The sequence below is a fragment of the Novipirellula galeiformis genome, assembly GCF_007860095.1.
In the GTDB taxonomy this organism is placed as follows: Bacteria; Planctomycetota; Planctomycetia; order Pirellulales; family Pirellulaceae; genus Novipirellula; species Novipirellula galeiformis.
Map to the genome: position 1 here is coordinate 118,216 of NZ_SJPT01000001.1, position 16,168 is coordinate 134,383.

At 55.8% G+C, this 16,168-nt stretch carries 14 protein-coding genes; 8 read left to right on the forward strand and 6 right to left on the reverse strand.

Going from position 1 to position 16,168, the window contains the following annotated elements:
* Nucleotides 1-7 precede the first annotated feature (7 nt).
* The 7 genes from Pla52o_RS00415 (at nucleotide 8) to Pla52o_RS00445 (ending at nucleotide 6,914) form a co-directional block, all read left to right on the forward strand.
* A complete protein-coding gene (locus tag Pla52o_RS00415; RefSeq protein ID WP_146592628.1) occupies nucleotides 8-214 on the forward strand; it encodes a hypothetical protein in 207 nt (68 codons plus the stop codon).
* A 192-nt stretch (nucleotides 215-406) separates the two neighbouring features.
* The gene (locus tag Pla52o_RS00420) at nucleotides 407-1,411 is read left to right on the forward strand and encodes an AAA family ATPase (RefSeq protein ID WP_146592629.1); all 1,005 of its coding nucleotides are present in this window, start codon (nucleotides 407-409) and stop codon (nucleotides 1,409-1,411) included.
* Nucleotides 1,412-1,496: 85 nt separating this feature from the next.
* Nucleotides 1,497-2,855 carry a WD40 repeat domain-containing protein gene (locus tag Pla52o_RS26560; protein WP_197168916.1) on the forward strand — a complete coding sequence of 453 codons (1,359 nt, stop codon included), beginning with the start codon at nucleotides 1,497-1,499 and terminating at the stop codon, nucleotides 2,853-2,855.
* Nucleotides 2,856-3,357: 502 nt separating this feature from the next.
* Nucleotides 3,358-4,260, forward strand: coding sequence for a PSP1 domain-containing protein (locus tag Pla52o_RS00430; protein WP_231611987.1), 903 nt, complete (start codon nucleotides 3,358-3,360; stop codon nucleotides 4,258-4,260).
* Between the two features lie 302 nt (nucleotides 4,261-4,562).
* The gene (locus Pla52o_RS00435) at nucleotides 4,563-4,799 is read left to right on the forward strand and encodes a hypothetical protein (protein WP_146592630.1); all 237 of its coding nucleotides are present in this window, start codon (nucleotides 4,563-4,565) and stop codon (nucleotides 4,797-4,799) included.
* A 92-nt stretch (nucleotides 4,800-4,891) separates the two neighbouring features.
* Nucleotides 4,892-5,647, forward strand: a complete 756-nt coding sequence (locus Pla52o_RS00440; protein ID WP_146592631.1) for a TIGR00266 family protein — start codon at nucleotides 4,892-4,894, stop codon at nucleotides 5,645-5,647.
* A 1-nt stretch (nucleotide 5,648) separates the two neighbouring features.
* Entirely contained in the window at nucleotides 5,649-6,914 is a 1,266-nt protein-coding gene (locus tag Pla52o_RS00445; protein ID WP_146592632.1) for a M48 family metalloprotease, read from the forward strand.
* A 202-nt stretch (nucleotides 6,915-7,116) separates the two neighbouring features.
* On the opposite strand, the gene ilvA is transcribed toward Pla52o_RS00445, so the two are convergent.
* The 4 genes from ilvA to Pla52o_RS00465 all read right to left on the reverse strand — a co-directional run bounded on the left by ilvA (nucleotide 7,117) and on the right by Pla52o_RS00465 (nucleotide 10,722).
* A complete protein-coding gene (gene ilvA, locus Pla52o_RS00450) occupies nucleotides 7,117-8,421 on the reverse strand; it encodes a threonine ammonia-lyase (RefSeq protein ID WP_146592633.1) in 1,305 nt (434 codons plus the stop codon).
* A 145-nt stretch (nucleotides 8,422-8,566) separates the two neighbouring features.
* The gene (locus Pla52o_RS00455) at nucleotides 8,567-8,791 is read right to left on the reverse strand and encodes a DUF3565 domain-containing protein (RefSeq protein WP_146592634.1); all 225 of its coding nucleotides are present in this window, start codon (nucleotides 8,789-8,791) and stop codon (nucleotides 8,567-8,569) included.
* A gap of 63 nt (nucleotides 8,792-8,854) precedes the next feature.
* Entirely contained in the window at nucleotides 8,855-9,352 is a 498-nt protein-coding gene (locus Pla52o_RS00460; RefSeq protein WP_146592635.1) for an FxsA family protein, read from the reverse strand.
* Nucleotides 9,353-9,546: 194 nt separating this feature from the next.
* The gene (locus tag Pla52o_RS00465) at nucleotides 9,547-10,722 is read right to left on the reverse strand and encodes a S26 family signal peptidase (protein ID WP_197168917.1); all 1,176 of its coding nucleotides are present in this window, start codon (nucleotides 10,720-10,722) and stop codon (nucleotides 9,547-9,549) included.
* Between the two features lie 562 nt (nucleotides 10,723-11,284).
* Between Pla52o_RS00465 and Pla52o_RS00470 the strand changes: the two genes are divergently transcribed.
* Nucleotides 11,285-12,310: a beta-ketoacyl-ACP synthase III gene (locus tag Pla52o_RS00470; protein WP_197168918.1), complete on the forward strand. Its 1,026-nt coding sequence runs from the start codon at nucleotides 11,285-11,287 to the stop codon at nucleotides 12,308-12,310.
* A gap of 606 nt (nucleotides 12,311-12,916) precedes the next feature.
* On the opposite strand, the gene Pla52o_RS00475 is transcribed toward Pla52o_RS00470, so the two are convergent.
* Together Pla52o_RS00475 and topA are read right to left on the reverse strand one after the other, a co-directional pair.
* Nucleotides 12,917-13,099 (reverse strand): DUF6800 family protein, encoded by a 183-nt coding sequence (locus Pla52o_RS00475; RefSeq protein ID WP_146592638.1) that lies wholly within the window; start codon nucleotides 13,097-13,099, stop codon nucleotides 12,917-12,919.
* 197 nt (nucleotides 13,100-13,296) lie between these two features.
* The gene (gene topA / locus Pla52o_RS00480; protein WP_146592639.1) at nucleotides 13,297-16,044 is read right to left on the reverse strand and encodes a type I DNA topoisomerase; all 2,748 of its coding nucleotides are present in this window, start codon (nucleotides 16,042-16,044) and stop codon (nucleotides 13,297-13,299) included.
* Between the last annotated feature and the right edge of the window lie 124 nt (nucleotides 16,045-16,168).

The following is a 16,168-nucleotide window of genomic DNA, read 5'->3' on the forward strand; positions in this document are numbered from 1 at the left end:
CGATAAAGTGTTCGATTGGCAATCCGTGGTTGCACTATCGGTTGTTTGCCTGGCTGCGTTGTGGTTGTTGCGTGGGATGGTGGCGACGATCCGCAAGTGCTTGAGCGACGATCCGGCCGACGCGGTTGGGTGTGGGAATTGCCCTAAGAATCCAGCGACGAAGCCCGAGAACAATCTGGTTCAACTGAGTCGCCCCAAACGGGATCACGGCTAAGCGGATCGCCCGCGATCAGGCTACGAAACGGCCTTTGCTTTGACGGCCCTGAGGCACCGGGTAACCTGCGTGATCTGGGCGTTCGTCCGCTCGACCAAAAAGCATTGGTGCGATCCCCCACACCTCTGGGAATTCCGTTAGAATCGTGCTCCAAGCGCAGGTCCCATTCGAATCCCCTTTGCAAACCGCAACATGAGCACCACAGTCGAGTCGATGCAGAGCCAGGCTGACGAGTTTCGGGAGCGATACGCTTCGGTGCGTGAGATGATCGGACGTGTGATCGTTGGTCACGACGAGATCGTGCATGGCGTATTGACCGCCATGCTCTGTGGTGGCCACTGTTTGCTTGAGGGCGTTCCGGGGCTCGGGAAAACGATGCTCGTGAGAACGCTTGCCGAAGTGCTCCACCTGAACTTCAACCGTATCCAATTCACCCCCGACTTGATGCCAGCGGACATCCTCGGCACCAACTTGATCAACGAAGACGAGCACGGCCATCGTAAGTTCGAGTTCCAAAAGGGACCCGTCTTTACCCAAATCCTGCTGGCCGACGAAATCAACCGGGCGACTCCCAAAACCCAATCGGCGATGCTGGAAACGATGCAAGAAGGAACCGTCACGGCGGCGGGACATCGATTCATTCTCGATAAACCCTTCTTTGTTTTGGCGACCCAAAACCCGATCGAACAAGAGGGGACGTACCCGTTGCCGGAAGCGCAGATGGACCGCTTTCTGTTCAAATTGGTCGTCGGATACAGTTCGCGAGAAGATTTAAACGAGATCGTCGATCGCACGACGCGCGGTGTCAAAACCGAAATCGAAAAAGTGATGGATGGCGCGGAAATCATGAAGTGGCAATCGCTTGTCCGCGAGGTGATTCTTGCACCGCACGTCCAGGACTACCTGGTGCGATTGACATTGGCGACCCATCCCGAGGGCGCTCACAGCGTCAAAGCGACCAACGACTACATCCGCTGGGGCAGCAGCCCACGCGGTGCTCAAACCTTGGCCTTGGCATCGAAAGTTCGCGCCTTGCTTGATGGACGCTATAACGTCAGTTTCGAGGACATCCGTCGCGTCTACTTGCCCGCGATGCGACATCGCGTGTTGCTGAATTTCGAAGCGCAAGCCGAAGGGATCCAGCCGGACCAAGTGCTCTTGGACGTGCTCGAAAAAGTCCCCGAAAAAGCCGACTGAGACTCGCTCCATGAGCGTCCTGGCCTGCCTCCCCTTCCTTCCTTTCCCACCCCTGCCACCTTTCTACCCATCAAGAGCGGATTCGATGAACAAACGATTTGTTGATTTGGTTTCCCTAACCACCTTATTGCTGTGTTTGGGTGTTTCCATTGGTCATGCCGAAGACAAAACCGACAAAAAAGCAGACGCCCCTGAGGTTTGGGTGACATCGATCGCGCCGCTTACCGGCGACACGTATGTTGCCGCAACCGCAGATGGATTGCTGCTTCGCGATGCCTCGGTGAAATCGTTTACGATCGCAGCCCCGCAAACGATGACCGATTTGTACACTCACCCGGCAGCAGTTTGGTGCGTCGATGCGACTGCCGATGGCAGCGTGGTCGCGAGTGTCGATTATCGCGGCAATCTCGTAATTTATGACGTCGCGTCAAAGCAACCGACGACTCACGAGAAAGCGCTTGAGCGTTGGTGCCAAGCGATGCAGTTTGCTCCCGACGATAAAACCATTGTTGCCGGCAACGAAACAGGAAAGATCTTGGTCTGGGATCGGGGCGAAAACAAGGTCACCAAGTCGCTTGAACTCGATGGTCAAGCTGTGACCGCGATCAGCTTCTCAGGCGACGGAAAACAGATTGCCGCCGCCGACGGGGGCGGGCATGTCCATTTGATTGAGTGGCCCGAATTGAAAGCGGCTGGCAAAATCAAAGTCAGCGATGCCCCCGTTTGGAGCGTCGCTTACGCCGCTGGAAAACTGATGATCGGCAGCGGTGATCGCAACTTGTATCGCTGTGAGCCCAAAGCCGATGCGAAGCCAGAACGGATGACGCGTGCCAGTGATTGGGTCACCCAATTTGTGGTCTCCAAGACCGGAAAAGTAGCGGCGGCGGAACTGGGCGGCAAACTCTACTTTCCGATGCTTAACGAAACGTACGACGTCGGTTCGGATGTCACCCCCGTGAAGAGCGGCGTATGGGCGCTGTGCTTCCATGACGACAAAACGTTGCTGGTGGGCACTCGCAAAGACGGTGTCGTGGCGGTCAAAGAATCCGAGGGCTGGAGCAAGCCATTGCCGCCAGTGGTCGACCCCAAACCTGAAGAGGAAGTGAAGCCAGAACCCACCGCCGAAGAAAAGGAAAAGATGGCAGCGACTGAGAAGGCCGCTGCCGAGAAGGCGGCTGCGGAAAAGGCGGCTGCCGAGAAGATGGCCGCGGAGAAAGCAGCTGCTGCTAAAAAGGCCGCGGCGGAGAAGATGGCTGCTGAGAAAGCCGCTGCTGAGAAAGCCGCTGCTGAGAAAGCCGCTGCTGAGAAAGCCGCTGCTGAGAAAGCCGCTGCCGAAAAAGCCGCTGCCGAAAAAGCCGCTGCCGAGAAAGCCGCTGCCGAGAAAGCCGCTGCCGAGAAAGCCGCTGCTGAGAAGGCCGCTGCGGAAGAACCAGCAAAGGAGTAGCCCTTATCGCATCCCCATTCCCCCTGACGACGTGACGTCTCGGACAGCGTGGGAAAAATCTTCGACTGACGGGCGATATTGGATCCGCGGTTCGGCGTCTGCCGGGCCGCTTTGGATCACCGAATCTCAATAAGGGGATCGGCCGCTAGCAGCCTACGTGACTCCCTTGTTGTCGTCGAAGGTGGTTTGGTAGCGTATCGGCATGGGTGACTCGCTCTTTCGCTCGGTTTTCTGCCTTTCCGCTGCTGGCACGCGCGCCCTATCGCTCAAAGTAGATATGATTGTCGATAGAGCGGGCGTCCTTAAACACTTATCCAAACCTCGTCATTTACTCCCCGGCGTCCGGCCCTGCAGGAAGGTAAGAGGCGAGCGACCGCGGGGCGGATCGTGCTAGGGCGGTCACGAGGGCAGGGCCTTGGCTGCGACTCAACCACTTGCCTCCTCCCTCCGTCTGCCCCCCCTCCCCAGAATAATCGCCCACCGAATCAAGCCCTTAAACACCATGTCAAACGCTCCCCCAGAGACCGCCACCGCGAAACCAGAAACCCCAGGGCGGCTTGAATACGTCGTCCGTTGCGGTTCGATGCGAATACTGGGCGTGATGGCGGCCAAACAACCGTTTCGCTACGGTGATCAAGTCGTCGTGCGTACGTCGCGCGGGACCGAGATTGGCACGGTGCTTTGCGAAGCGACTCCGGCAGCGGTCGACCATATTGAAGAGCCAACCGAAGGTTCGATCGTGCGCGCCCTGACGGCGGACGATCAAAACCAATGGAAACACCTCGAATCGAAGGCACGCGAGGACATTGCCGCATGCCAAACGCTCGCCTCGAAGTTGAATTTGCAAATGGACGTCGTCGATGCCGAGCGTATTCTTGGCGGCGAACGGATGGTCGTCTATTACTTGGCCGAGCAACGGATCGACTTTCGACAACTGGTTCGAGACTTAGCCAGTCATTTTCAAACGCGGATCGAAATGCGTCAGATTGGGGTTCGCGACGAGGCAAAGTTGTTGGCCGATTACGGTGACTGTGGGCAACCGATTTGTTGTGCCAACCATCTCAGCAAAATGCCTCCGGTTTCGATGCGGATGGCCAAGTTACAGAAAGCGACATTGGACCCCACCAAGATCTCGGGACGCTGTGGTCGCTTGAAATGTTGCCTGCGTTACGAGTTCGATACTTACGAGGAGTTGGCTGCCGAATTGCCGCCAATCGGAAGTCAGATTTTGACCCGTGACGGAAGTGCGATGGTACTGGGGCAAGACATTTTGTCACAACAATTGGCGATCAAGACCGAAGATGGCCGCCGCATCATGCTCTCCGGATCCGACGTGATCTCGATCACCAAGCGGGGTACGAATGAAAAGAAACCCCACACCAAAAAGAAAAAGAAGAAGAAGTGATCTCCACGGCCCCTTCGCTCTCGACCTAGTGGGCACCGTAAGCGCGTCCGAACGAGGACGACTCGGGGGATCGGTGAACGGCGAGGCACCGCCGAAGCGACGCTCTGGAAGGGTCACATCATGATGGCCCAGAACATTGACGCAGGAGCCGATTCCATCTACCTTGATCCCCAACTCGCTCGGCGATTGAACAAAGAATCGCTTTTGTTGACGAGGATTTATTGAGTCTTACACGCGTTCACGATAAGCTTTCGCTCGGAAGCTTCATCCGCCACTTTTCGAATTTTCACCGGGACTACGAAATGCTTTCTTTGAATTCCTCGCTACTGTTGGGGCGTCGCGGTGGCGGGCTTGGCGGCATGGTCGGTTGGTTCATCCGAATTGTGATCTATGACATCTGCATCACCGGCATCTCGGATGTTTTCGGTGTTTCGCGGATGGTCGCGTTGTTCATCTTTCTAGGGATCCTGGGTTTGATCTCGCTGGGCGGCTACTTGCTTCGTAACAAGTACGCGACCGGCGCGGCAGACGACTTTTGATTTCCCTGATTCGAAACGCAGGCGGTTCGTCTTTTCCAATTTTTTGTTGAAGCCTCTGAAACACGAGCGTTCAGATCGCTCCTCCAAAGCCCATGGAATTTTGTGTAAAGCACGCCCCGGTTTGTTCGACGCTCGAGTTCTCGTTGTCGCAGGACGAATACGTCGTCGCACAACCCAATAGCATGTTGACGATGACCGCGGGGATCGTGATTTCAGCGCATGCCGGACGCTTAGAGTCTCCCGCGGCGTTGAGTTCCCCCGCGGGTGAACGAGCAATCGCATCGTCATCGCCATCGCCACGCGGCCGCAGCTCGTGGTTGGGCGGTTTCAAAAGCATGCTTGGCGGCGAGAGTTTCTTTACCGCGGAGTTCCGTGCCAAGTCGGACGAGCAAACCGTCGTACTAGCACCGGAAAGCTACGGCGACATCGTGGCCTTGGATTTGCAACCTGATACAGGCTATTTTCTGACCCGTGGTTCGTACTTAGCCAACGTCGGCTCGACCAATGTGCGGGTCAAGTACGGTGGGTTGAAGGGCATGATGAGCAAAAAAGGTTTGTTCTTGATGCACGCGACTGGGCATGGAACCGTGTTCTGCCATTCCTACGGTGCGATTGTGCATCACAGGCTTTCTGCGAACGAAACCTTGCTCGTTGACAATCGGTTCATGGTCGCGTTTTCCGACACCGTCCAATATCGCCTCGTCAAAGCGTCGGACTCATTAAAGGATTCGCTGATGTCTGGCGAAGGTTTGATCAACCACTATAGCGGCCCCGGTGACATCTATTACCAGACACGCGGCAAACCGAGTGGCGGATTCTTGACAACTCTGATCGACGTGGCCTTTTGACATGAATCGGCAAGCGGTACCTAAACGCGACGCATTGCTCGGCCAGCTGCGTCGAGCAAACCAATACACCGCGGTGTGGGTCGCGATGCGAGTGATCGCCATCGTCGGACTGCTCGCCTTCATTCGTTGGGACCAAGTCTTCTTTGCACCGATTGTCTCGGTCACCGCGTGCCTTATCATCGTGGGTCCGTTCGCGATGGAGTTGCTGAGAACTTGGGGGCAACGCAAAAAGCGGCTCGAAGACATCAAGGATTCAACCCGCTTTGGTGATCTCGACAAATACAAGCTGCAAACACTTTATCGCGAAACGCTGCAACGGCTGAAGTTGCCTGACGAACGATTGCCCGTCTACGTGACCAACGACAAATCACTCAACGCCGGTGCGGTCCGATTGGGCCGATTGTTTGGTCGACTCAACGGAATCTACCTCCATCGCCAAGTGCTCCACAAACTTCGCGGCGACGAGGTGCAAGCGATCATGGGGCACGAACTTGGTCACTACTATCGCTTCTATTTGGCGGACCAGCGGTTTCGGCTTTTGACGTTGTTACTCGGTGCGCTGCTTGGCGTCTTTGTGGTCCAGTTGACCGACGCGCAGGGCTACCTCGGATTGATCATCGTCTCGGCGACCAGCTCTGCTTTTTGGTTTGTAAGTGGCATCCCCACGATGCGGCACGGTCGCGCGATCGAGCACCTCTGTGACGATTTTGGGTCACAGGTGCAAGGGATCGAGTCGTTCATCAGCAGTTTGCTAAAGATCGGCTTAGACGAAGAGATGCGATGTTCGATCGAATTAGAAGTCATGGCGATGCACGTTGACAACGAACTTTTGAGCCCAGCGGAAGTAGCCGCCGCGGTAGAAAAATCGATCCCCTACGGGCATGCCGCTGAACCCGAATTGTTTGATACGGTCACTCGCGAATTAAAAAACCGGACCCAAGCAAATCGCAAAGCTTCCCTTTCAGGTTTCATTAATTACCTCAGGGAAAGTGATCGCGATGAGGGAGATTTGAAAGAACGGTTAGAGCAACAAGCGAGGCAACTTAACCAAATCGATCGCCTGGAATGGGAATCGATTCTTGACGACCCACAGGACGTTCGCTTGAACGAGCGTCAAACCGAACGTTTGGTTCAGCTGATGTTAGCTGCCCCCGAAAAGTCACTGTTTCGCACTCCGGGGCACCAGGATGGCATTCATCCTCCGGTAGCGCTGCGGATTCTCTATCTCTGGCAAAATCGAAATAGTACGACCGAGTTGAGCCTGTAGAAACGCAATGGCGTCGCGAAACTCATGCCGAGTTCCGCTCCCTTCCCGGTCGCCCCAAGCCCTTGGCGACATGCACCACGCCAAGGGGTGCTCTTATTCCTAGAGCATTTTTAATTTCCCTGTAACGAACGTCGCCAGACGGCAGACCACGTTTTGGCAAACGTAGCTACGGCTTGAATCCCACGTCATTTTTCAAATGACTCTAAACCAGCAATTCGAACAGCATGCGTTGTTCGTTAATGATTTGGTATTCGATGTGGCTGGCGTTCATCCGTGCGATCAACGCATCGTAGTCTTCCGCCTTGGCGATTTGGATGCCCACCAGCGCCGGACCGGTTTCACGGTTGTGCTTCTTGGTGTACTCGAAGTGAGTGATGTCGTCGGTCGGCCCCAGCACGTTGTTCAAAAAATCGCGTAGCGCACCGGCTCGCTGCGGAAATTTGATCACAAAATAGTGCTGAAGTCCTTCGTACAATAAGGCGCGGTCGCGAATTTCTTCGGTGCGATTAATATCGTTGTTACTGCCGCTGACGATACAGACGACCGTTTTACCTTTGATCTCGGCTTTGATTTGCTCGAGTGCGGCGATCGCCAGCGCACCGGCTGGTTCGACGACCAAGCCTTCATCGTTATAGAGCCGCAGCATCTCGCTACAAACTTTGCCTTCGGGCACGAGCAACATCTTGTGAATCACTTGCTGGGCAATCGCGAAGTTCAGATCGCCAACGCGTTTGACGGCCGCTCCATCAACAAAATTATCAATGCTGTCGAGCGTGACCACCTTGCCCTGTTTCAAGCTTTCATACATGGCCGGCGCCCCCGACGGCTCGACGCCGATCACCTTCGTCGACGGCGAGCATTGGTGAAAATAACTTCCCAATCCCGAGATCAGCCCCCCACCGCCGACTGCGACCAAAACAAAATCGATCGGGTCGGGGTGGTCTTCGAGGATTTCGAGCCCCACGGTCCCTTGACCTGCGATGATCCCGGGATCGTCAAAGGGAGGCACGTAGGTCAGCCCTTCGGAGGTCGCCTTGTGAGCTTCGGCAGCCGCATCATCAAAGGTGTCGCCAACGAGGATGACCTCAACATATGCTTTCCCGAACAAACGAACCTTGTCGACCTTTTGCTTGGGCGTCACCATCGGCATATAAATTCGCCCTTGGATCTGCATTGCATTGCAGGCGTACGCGAAGCCTTGCGCGTGATTGCCTGCGCTCGCACACACCACACCGGCCGCCCGCTGGGCTTCGGTCAATTGCGTCATGCGGTTGTACGCCCCCCGAATCTTGTAGCTGCGTACGTCCTGCAAATCCTCTCGCTTGAGCAACACGTTGGCATCAAAGGCAAGCGACAAACGCGTGCTCGGCAACAACGGCGTCCGGCGAACGATCGCGCGAATCCGCTTTTCGGCCGCGTGAATCGACTGGACGCTCGCGAGCACCGAGGGGTTGTGATCGATCAACGTTTCTAGATCTTCAAGGTTAGTAGGAATGGAGCTCGCCATGGATTGAATTCAATCCTCATGTGACCGAGCAAATGAGAATTGGGAAACGGCGAAGGATTAAGGAAAGACGATCCCCCCAACCCTCATTGGATCATCCTCGAGCCAAATCGGCTAGCGAGCGGGACACCTCCCCCGTCCACTGGGTTCACCCCAGCACGGTCGGGTGCGAGACGTCCGGTGGGGCTCCTTCGTCGCACTTTTTGCACGTTAGCAACATGCCCAATCGTGAATCACGCCCCTCGGCGGTCGTGACCCACAATCGACTGACCAGCGGTGGATCGTGGCGGACATGTTGGTTGTGGCCACAGGCTAATTCTGCCACCCAATGAGATTGGTCGTCGGTGTGGAATCCAGTAATGGGCTGCTGCATCGCAAATGATTGTGATTGTGGTGTTGTGAAGCTCGGCTCCCTCGCGATGAGAAGCTACGATCATCATTGCGTTTTATGAAACGACGTGGCGTCAATCGTCTTTGAGCTGCCTCGCTCGCTTTGGACATAGTGCGGCGAACTCGAGTCGGCCGGACTGGGAGGCATCTCGTCAGTGCCACCAGCATGGAATACCTGGACGTTCATCGAACCGATGAAGCGACTGAGCACAAAACGGCGAATCAGGTCTCGGCCTGCGGGGACCAACATCATGAACCCTACCCCATCGGTCAAAAGTCCAGGCGTCAACAACATCGCGGCCGCGAACACGATCATCAATCCGTCTTGGATTTCACGGCTTGGCATGCGTCCTTCGGACAACGCCGATTGGAAACGAAACCACGCGATGGCGCCTTCTCGTCGAGCCAGATACGAACCGAGAATCCCGGTACCGATGACAATGGCCAAAGCCACCAACACGCTGGTCGCATCGGCCAACGCAAGCATCAAATAGAGCTCGACAATCGGAATCAGAATGAACGCAGCGAGCAGCCGAAAAAACATTGTTTTTATAAACCTGTTATGCGGTATGCGGGGATTTTTTTCGTCAATTGGGCATCGCAAGCGCTTCAATCACTCCGCGACGTCCCTCTTCGCGTCCAACTCCGGTCGACCATCCCCCGCCATTTTGGCACCGAATTGCAATCCCTCGCCCTAGGGTTGCAGGTTCCGTGCCAAGCGGTCACGAGGTCATGAGGTCAATCCCGGTAGATCCAAGGATGCGTGTCCGGGGATGCACGGCTCACCACCCCCACGATATCGTCAATCGGCACTGGACCAAACTCACGACTATCGACCGAAATGGGCACATTGTCACCGACAACAAAACACTCGTTAGCTCCGAGTTGCCGCGGATAGTTCGCTCCGGAATCCCGCTGCCGCAAACGATACTCGACCGACCGCTGGACGATCAACGCTCTCAGCTGAATCCCCTCGACAACATCCCCCGTCCGTGCCGGAATGTCGTGCACTCGAATCGCAATCGGCGTTTGGGCGGTGAGGACGGCAGGGGCGATCGCGTCCAACGGAACCAATCCCGCCGCGTCGACGATTCGGATCGTCCTCGATTCGTTTGCAGCGAGTGTCTGTATTGCCACGCGGATCCCCGCGTCAGTAAAGAAAGCGACTTCGACCCGCGCAGCCGACGCAAGGGTAACGGCAATCGCAAGCTGGTCGACCGGGTCGAGTTGGCGGATCACGTCGACGTTACAGGGGTAGTCGTCGTAGATCGCACTTGGCCGCGAATGTTGATGGACCGCTTGATGGTGATAAACGAGCCAATCGACAACGCCGTCGTTTGCACGGGATGTCCAATGCCCCTTGCTTCGCGCCCAGTTGGACGCGTCCGCAGCGGGGGACCAGCGTGATTCCGTTCGCCGTCGATCGACGTCGACATCGATCAACGGAGCCGCGGATGGGAAGTTCGTTGCCTCGAGAATCGCTTCGAGTCGACTGCCGTTGACGAGCAAACGTCGCTGATCCACCGCGACGCGATCCCCCGGCAAGCCGAGAATGCGCTTGACCCGCATACGTCCGTCGATGTTCACAGCCACGACATCACCGATCGCCAAGGATGACGTTGCGGTGACTTGGATCAGATCTCCGGGTTCGTGGTTGACCAAGTTCGGATCCCGGCTGAGCTCGATTTCGTGGCCACAGTGCCAACACTTGATCGAGCGCGCGGGCGTTGCCTGCGCCGCCAACCTCAATTCGGAAATCTTCGTTTCGCTCTCGCAATCGGGGCAACTCACGGTGCGGTGGTCACCGTAAAATGTCGGAGCCATCGAAAACCCGCGGACGCGAAAAATCGGATCTCGTGCGTTCCATCGAAACCCGACCATCCCAATCACTCCCATCGCAATCGCGAATGCCACGATCGCAAAAACCCTTTGTGGAGGGGGCGGATCGTTTTTTTCGCGGGGGGAGATCACGTCGTTATCTGATTTTGGAGGTTGGATTGCGAGCCGGCCATTTCGGCGTCGAAAGTGTACAAACATAACGTTAGCATCGTGACACATCCGTGATGCGAGCGATTCTTTTCCACAATCTGCGAGGGAATGAGCAAATTCCATCGGGGGTAAAATCGCCAGTATTTCATGCGATAACGCGTCGGTTCCTCATCTTGAGTGATCATCGCCCAAGCCTCAGATACGCCTAACGCCACAGCGATCAAAAAGTTATAGTTAGCCCATCATTTCAGCAAATGATGGCTATCGTCTTGCGGATGATTGAGTCCTTTATCTTACTGCACTCGCGAACCTTTCTGCGATCGTTCTCTTTTCCAACTAACTGCAAATGCCCCAGTCGAACTCGTCCCACCGTCATGCGAACGATACGGAAGCTTCCTCCCCGGTTCAAAACGATTCGCAGGATCGATTTGCGAAAAAAACTCAGTCGGAAGTCGAGCCGGGTGGCAATTTAAAAACGAGGGGACGGATGGGTAAAGTTGCGGGCGTTCGCGTCGCCGCCACCGGCTCGTATGTCCCTGATGAAATCGTCACCAACGAGGACTTGGCGGCACTGGGCTGTGACAGCGAATGGATTGTGCGGCGGACCGGGATTAAGCAGCGTCGCCGCGCCGCAGACGACCAAGCGACCAGCGATTTTTGCTATCAGGCGGCCCTGCGTTGCTTGCGATCGGCGAATTTGGATCCCAGCGACGTCGACTTGATCATCGTTGCCACCATGACCCCCGACTACCCCACACCTTCGACCGCATGCCAAGTGCAACGGATGCTCGGTTCGGTCGCCCCGGCCATGGACGTTAACGCCGCCTGCGCGGGATTCATGTACGGGATGATTACGGCCAGCCAGTTTGTGGCGGCAGGCAACAGTCGCTGTGCATTGGTGATCGGTGCCGATTTGATGAGCCGAACGGTCGATCCGACGGATGTAAAAACCTATCCCTTGTTCGGCGATGGAGCGGGAGCGGTGATTTTGACACCAGCGGACTGCGCCGAGAGTGATGAAGGTGCCCCCACAGCTGAATCCTTTCATGAGCAAGGGATTTTGTCATATCAACTTGGCAGCGAAGGGTGCGGCGGCACCATGCTTAGCATTCAAGCGGGGGGCACGCGTCGAGCATTGACCCCGGAAGCCTACGCCGAAGGGGCTCATTACTTAACGATGGATGGGCGAGGGGTGTTCAAATGGGCGGTTCGCTTGTTCGACGAAAGTGCAAAACAGGTCCTCGATGACGCTGGCATCGCGGCCGATCAATTGGCACTTGTGGTACTTCACCAAGCGAACCAACGCATTATCGATTCGGCCGTTGCCGACCTCGACATCGCGCCGCGCGACGTGTTCGTCAACCTCGACCGCTATGGCAATACGTCTGCCGCCAGTATCCCGCTAGCCTTGGACGAAGCGGTCCAAGCGGGGCGAATCAATCGCGGCGATCTGGTGCTGCTGTGCGGGTTTGGCGCGGGACTCGCCTGGGGCACCGCACTGCTTCGATGGTAGCAACCGTTGGCTCCTCAGGCCTCCTGTTACCGCCTCGATTCCAAGCTCTCAGCGATGCTCTCGACCGCTCCGATGCTCTCGACCGCTCCACCGGGCAGTATTCTCCAATGCGGGTTTTCTGGCACGGGAGTGTGCGAGGACAGTCCCGCCAACGAGATGCGGGGGGCCGATCGGAATCAGCACACGCGTTGCCTGCGGGCGGGATCGTTGTCAGCTAGTCGGATCGCAATGGAAATGGGCCTAAGCGATTGGACTCGCCAAGCAGCGTCGCCGGGCTAGGCCGACGGTAGGTTACCCCGCTTGAAACCCGGCATGCCGGGAATGAATCCCCGAATCACGCAACGAGCTATAGGCTCACCTATCCTAAGCAACGATTCCTAAGCAACGATCGTTTAGCGAGATCGGGCCCTGAGCGAATCGGGAAGCACTCGAAGTGCTACCGATTTCGATTGACAGGCAAGATTGCCCGTCGTGCTTAAGAAGAAATGACCGGCAAGGGGGTGATCGCGACGGGATGGTCAAACCAAAAGCCCGCCGAAGTCCCCCGGGACTTTGGTCTTAACGATTTATCGCGTCACTCTCAGAAATTTGAGAGCAGGCGGGCAATTAAGCCTTCAAGCCTTCGCGCTCGATGATCACGTCAGCGCCGGGAGTCATACGGCGAAGTTTTCGAATCACTTCCGCTTTTTCCATCGTGCCCTTCTTTGCTCGTTCGATCAAATTACGGGTCTTTTTGCGACGTTTGCGAAGACGACGGATCTCACGGACGCGTTCAATACCAGATGGCATTCGGGGTTACTCCAGGAATCGGAAAGTGTGGTTGGGTGTCGATTTAAGTTCGAAGGGTTGGATTTTAGCGTGCAATGCACGTGAAAGCGATACCGCTGTTGATTTCAAATCACGGTTTGATGGCGGCGGCAAAACACGCCCTACGTTTTGGCGATGCAACCCGGACGAGCGAACCATGCGGCCCGCTCGGGATGGCATTAAGACTCGTTCTTGGCAACGCCTTTTTTCTTGGCGGTTGCCTTCTTGGCGGCCTTCTTTTTCGCAGTTTTCTTTTTCGCGGTCTTTTTCTTGGCGGCTTTCTTTTTCGGAGCCGCTCCTTTTTTCTTGGTGGCTTTCTTCTTTTTCTTCTTCGTCGGCCCCTTCGCAGCCCGTTCGGCCAACAAATCAAGCGCCGCTTCGAACGTCATCTCGGCCGCGTCCATGCCCTTTCTCAGCGAGGCGTTCGTTTCGCCGTCGGTGACATAAGGCCCAAATCGACCTTCCAGAATTTTGACTTCGCCCTCGGTAATCGGAGATGGCTTTTCAAATTTCTTGATCGGTTCCTTGGGCGCCGCACGGCCGCGCGTTTTGGGTTGCTTCAAAAGCGTGATCGCTTCCTCGAGCGTGACCTCCAACGGCGAAACGCCGGCGGGCAACGAGCGAGTGTCCTTTTCGCACTTGATGTACGGTCCATAGCGGCCATCAAACGCTTGAATCGGCTCACCATTTTCAGGGTTATTGCCGAGCGTTCGCGGTAGCGTCAACAATTGGCAGGCCATTTCCAAGGTCAAGTCGCTGACCTCCATGCCCTTGAGTAGCGATTGGTTACGTTTTTCCTCGTCGTCGTTTTCGCCGAGTTGGATGTAGGCGCCAAAGCGGCCCACTTTGACGTAAATCGGCTTGCCCGTTTCGGGGTGGATCCCAATCGGTTCGTCTTCGACCTGGCTCTGCTCGATCAACTCCAACGCTTTGGCAAGGTTGATTTCATCGGGCGCCAAGCCATCGGGAATCGAGCCGCGTCGCTCCCCTTGTTCAATGAACGGGCCGTACTTGCCGACTCGCACAAAGACCTCCTCGCGAAACTCACCTTCGGTCGGCGTTCCCATCGAGAACATTGCCGTGACGCGAGGGTCGATTTCTTCGACCTTCGCTTCCAATCGCTTCTTCAAACCGATCGAGCTATGGTCGTCGACAAGAGTGCTGTCGGCGTCCCCAAAATAGAATCGCTTGAGATACTCGAGACGCTCCGCTTCTTTGCGGCTAATGGTGTCGAGAAAGTCTTCCATCTGGGCGGTGAACTCGTAATCCACCAACGGCCCGAGATGCGTTTCCAATAGGCGAATCACGCTAAATGCAGTCCAACTTGGGACTAGCGCGTTCCCCTTTTTGTAGACGTAATCACGTTTTTGAATCGTATCGATGATCGAAGCAAACGTACTCGGACGCCCGATCCCCTTCTCTTCAAGCGTTCGCGTCAGCGAGGCTTCGCTGAAACGAGCAGGCGGCTGAGTGGTGTGTCCCTTGGGATCCAACTGCTTTGCGTCAAGCGGATCCTGTTCAGACATCGCCGGCAGCAACCGTTCTTTGTTTGCCAATTCGGCTTCGGGATCATCGCTGCCCTCGACGTACGCACGCAAAAAGCCTTCGAACAAGATGCTCGTTCCACTAGCCGTGAACGTCGCGCCGCCGCCTTCGATCGTCACGCCGATACGTTGCTTCTTGGCGTCGGCCATCTGGCACGCGATCGTACGCTTCCAAATCAATTCGAAGATGCGGAATTGGTCCGAATCGAGTTCACCGCGAACCGCCTCGGGCAAACGGAACGGGGTGCCTGCGGGACGAATCGCTTCGTGAGCCTCTTGAGCGTTTTTGACCTTGTTGGCGTACACGCGGACACTCGGGTGCAAGAACGAATCGCCATACTCGCTGCGCACCAAATTGCGTGATGCATCGAGCGCTTCTTTGCTAAGCGTAGTCGAGTCGGTACGCATGTAAGTGATGTAACCGTTTTCATACAACCGCTGAGCCGCTTGCATCGTCCGCCGAGCGGTAAAGCCCATTTTGCGGTTCGCTTCCTGCTGCAGCGTACTGGTGGTAAACGGAGCCTTGGGACGCTCGGTGAACGGTTTGACTTCGACTTTGGTGACCTTGAATTCCGCGCCGCGAAGTCGCTCAGCCAATGCGTTCGCTTCGGCTTCGGTCATTTGCAGCAGGTCGGGATTTTTCAATTTTCCGTTTTCGGAATCAAAATCTTTCCCCGATGGGATTTTACGGCCATCAAGCGAAGCCAACGTCGCCGAAAACGAGTCCTTGTTCCTCGTATCAAAGACCGCTTCGAGATCCCAGTAAGTCGAGTCGACAAACGCAATCCGCTCGCGTTCGCGTTGAACGATCAACCGCACCGCGACACTCTGGACTCGCCCGGCACTCAATCCACGCCCCACTTTCTTCCACAGCAACTGCGAAACGTCGTAGCCGTAGAGTCGGTCGAGGATGCGGCGGGTTTCTTGGGCGTCGACCAGCCCGCCGTCGATTTCGCGAGGGTTTTCAATCGCGTTTTGAATCGCATCCTTGGTGATTTCATGGAAAACGAGTCGATGAACCGGTACTTTCGGCTTCAAGATCTCGTGTAAATGCCAACTGATCGCTTCTCCTTCGCGGTCTTCGTCCGTCGCGAGATAGAGGCTGTCGGCATCTTTTAAAGCGGCTTTGAGCTTGCTGACCTGCTTTTTCTTGTCGTCCGGAACGATATAGATCGGCTCAAAGTCGTTTTCCGTATTCACCCCGAGATAGGCCCAAGGTTCTTTTTTGTATTTTTCCGGCATCTCTTTCGCACCCCCGGGGAGGTCCCGGATATGCCCAATACTTGCTTCGACTTGGTAGCCTTTGCCCAAGTATTTCGAGATCGTGCGTGCTTTGGCTGGTGATTCGACAATCACCAAACTTTTGCCCGTGCTTTTAGCCATACAAAAAAACGACGTGGTATAGGGTTAGACGAAATGGACCAAAACGAAGTACAACAGTCAGTATGCAATAACCAATAACACAGTAGGTTATGGTTGCGAATGAAATACTCGCCTTGACCCTCTA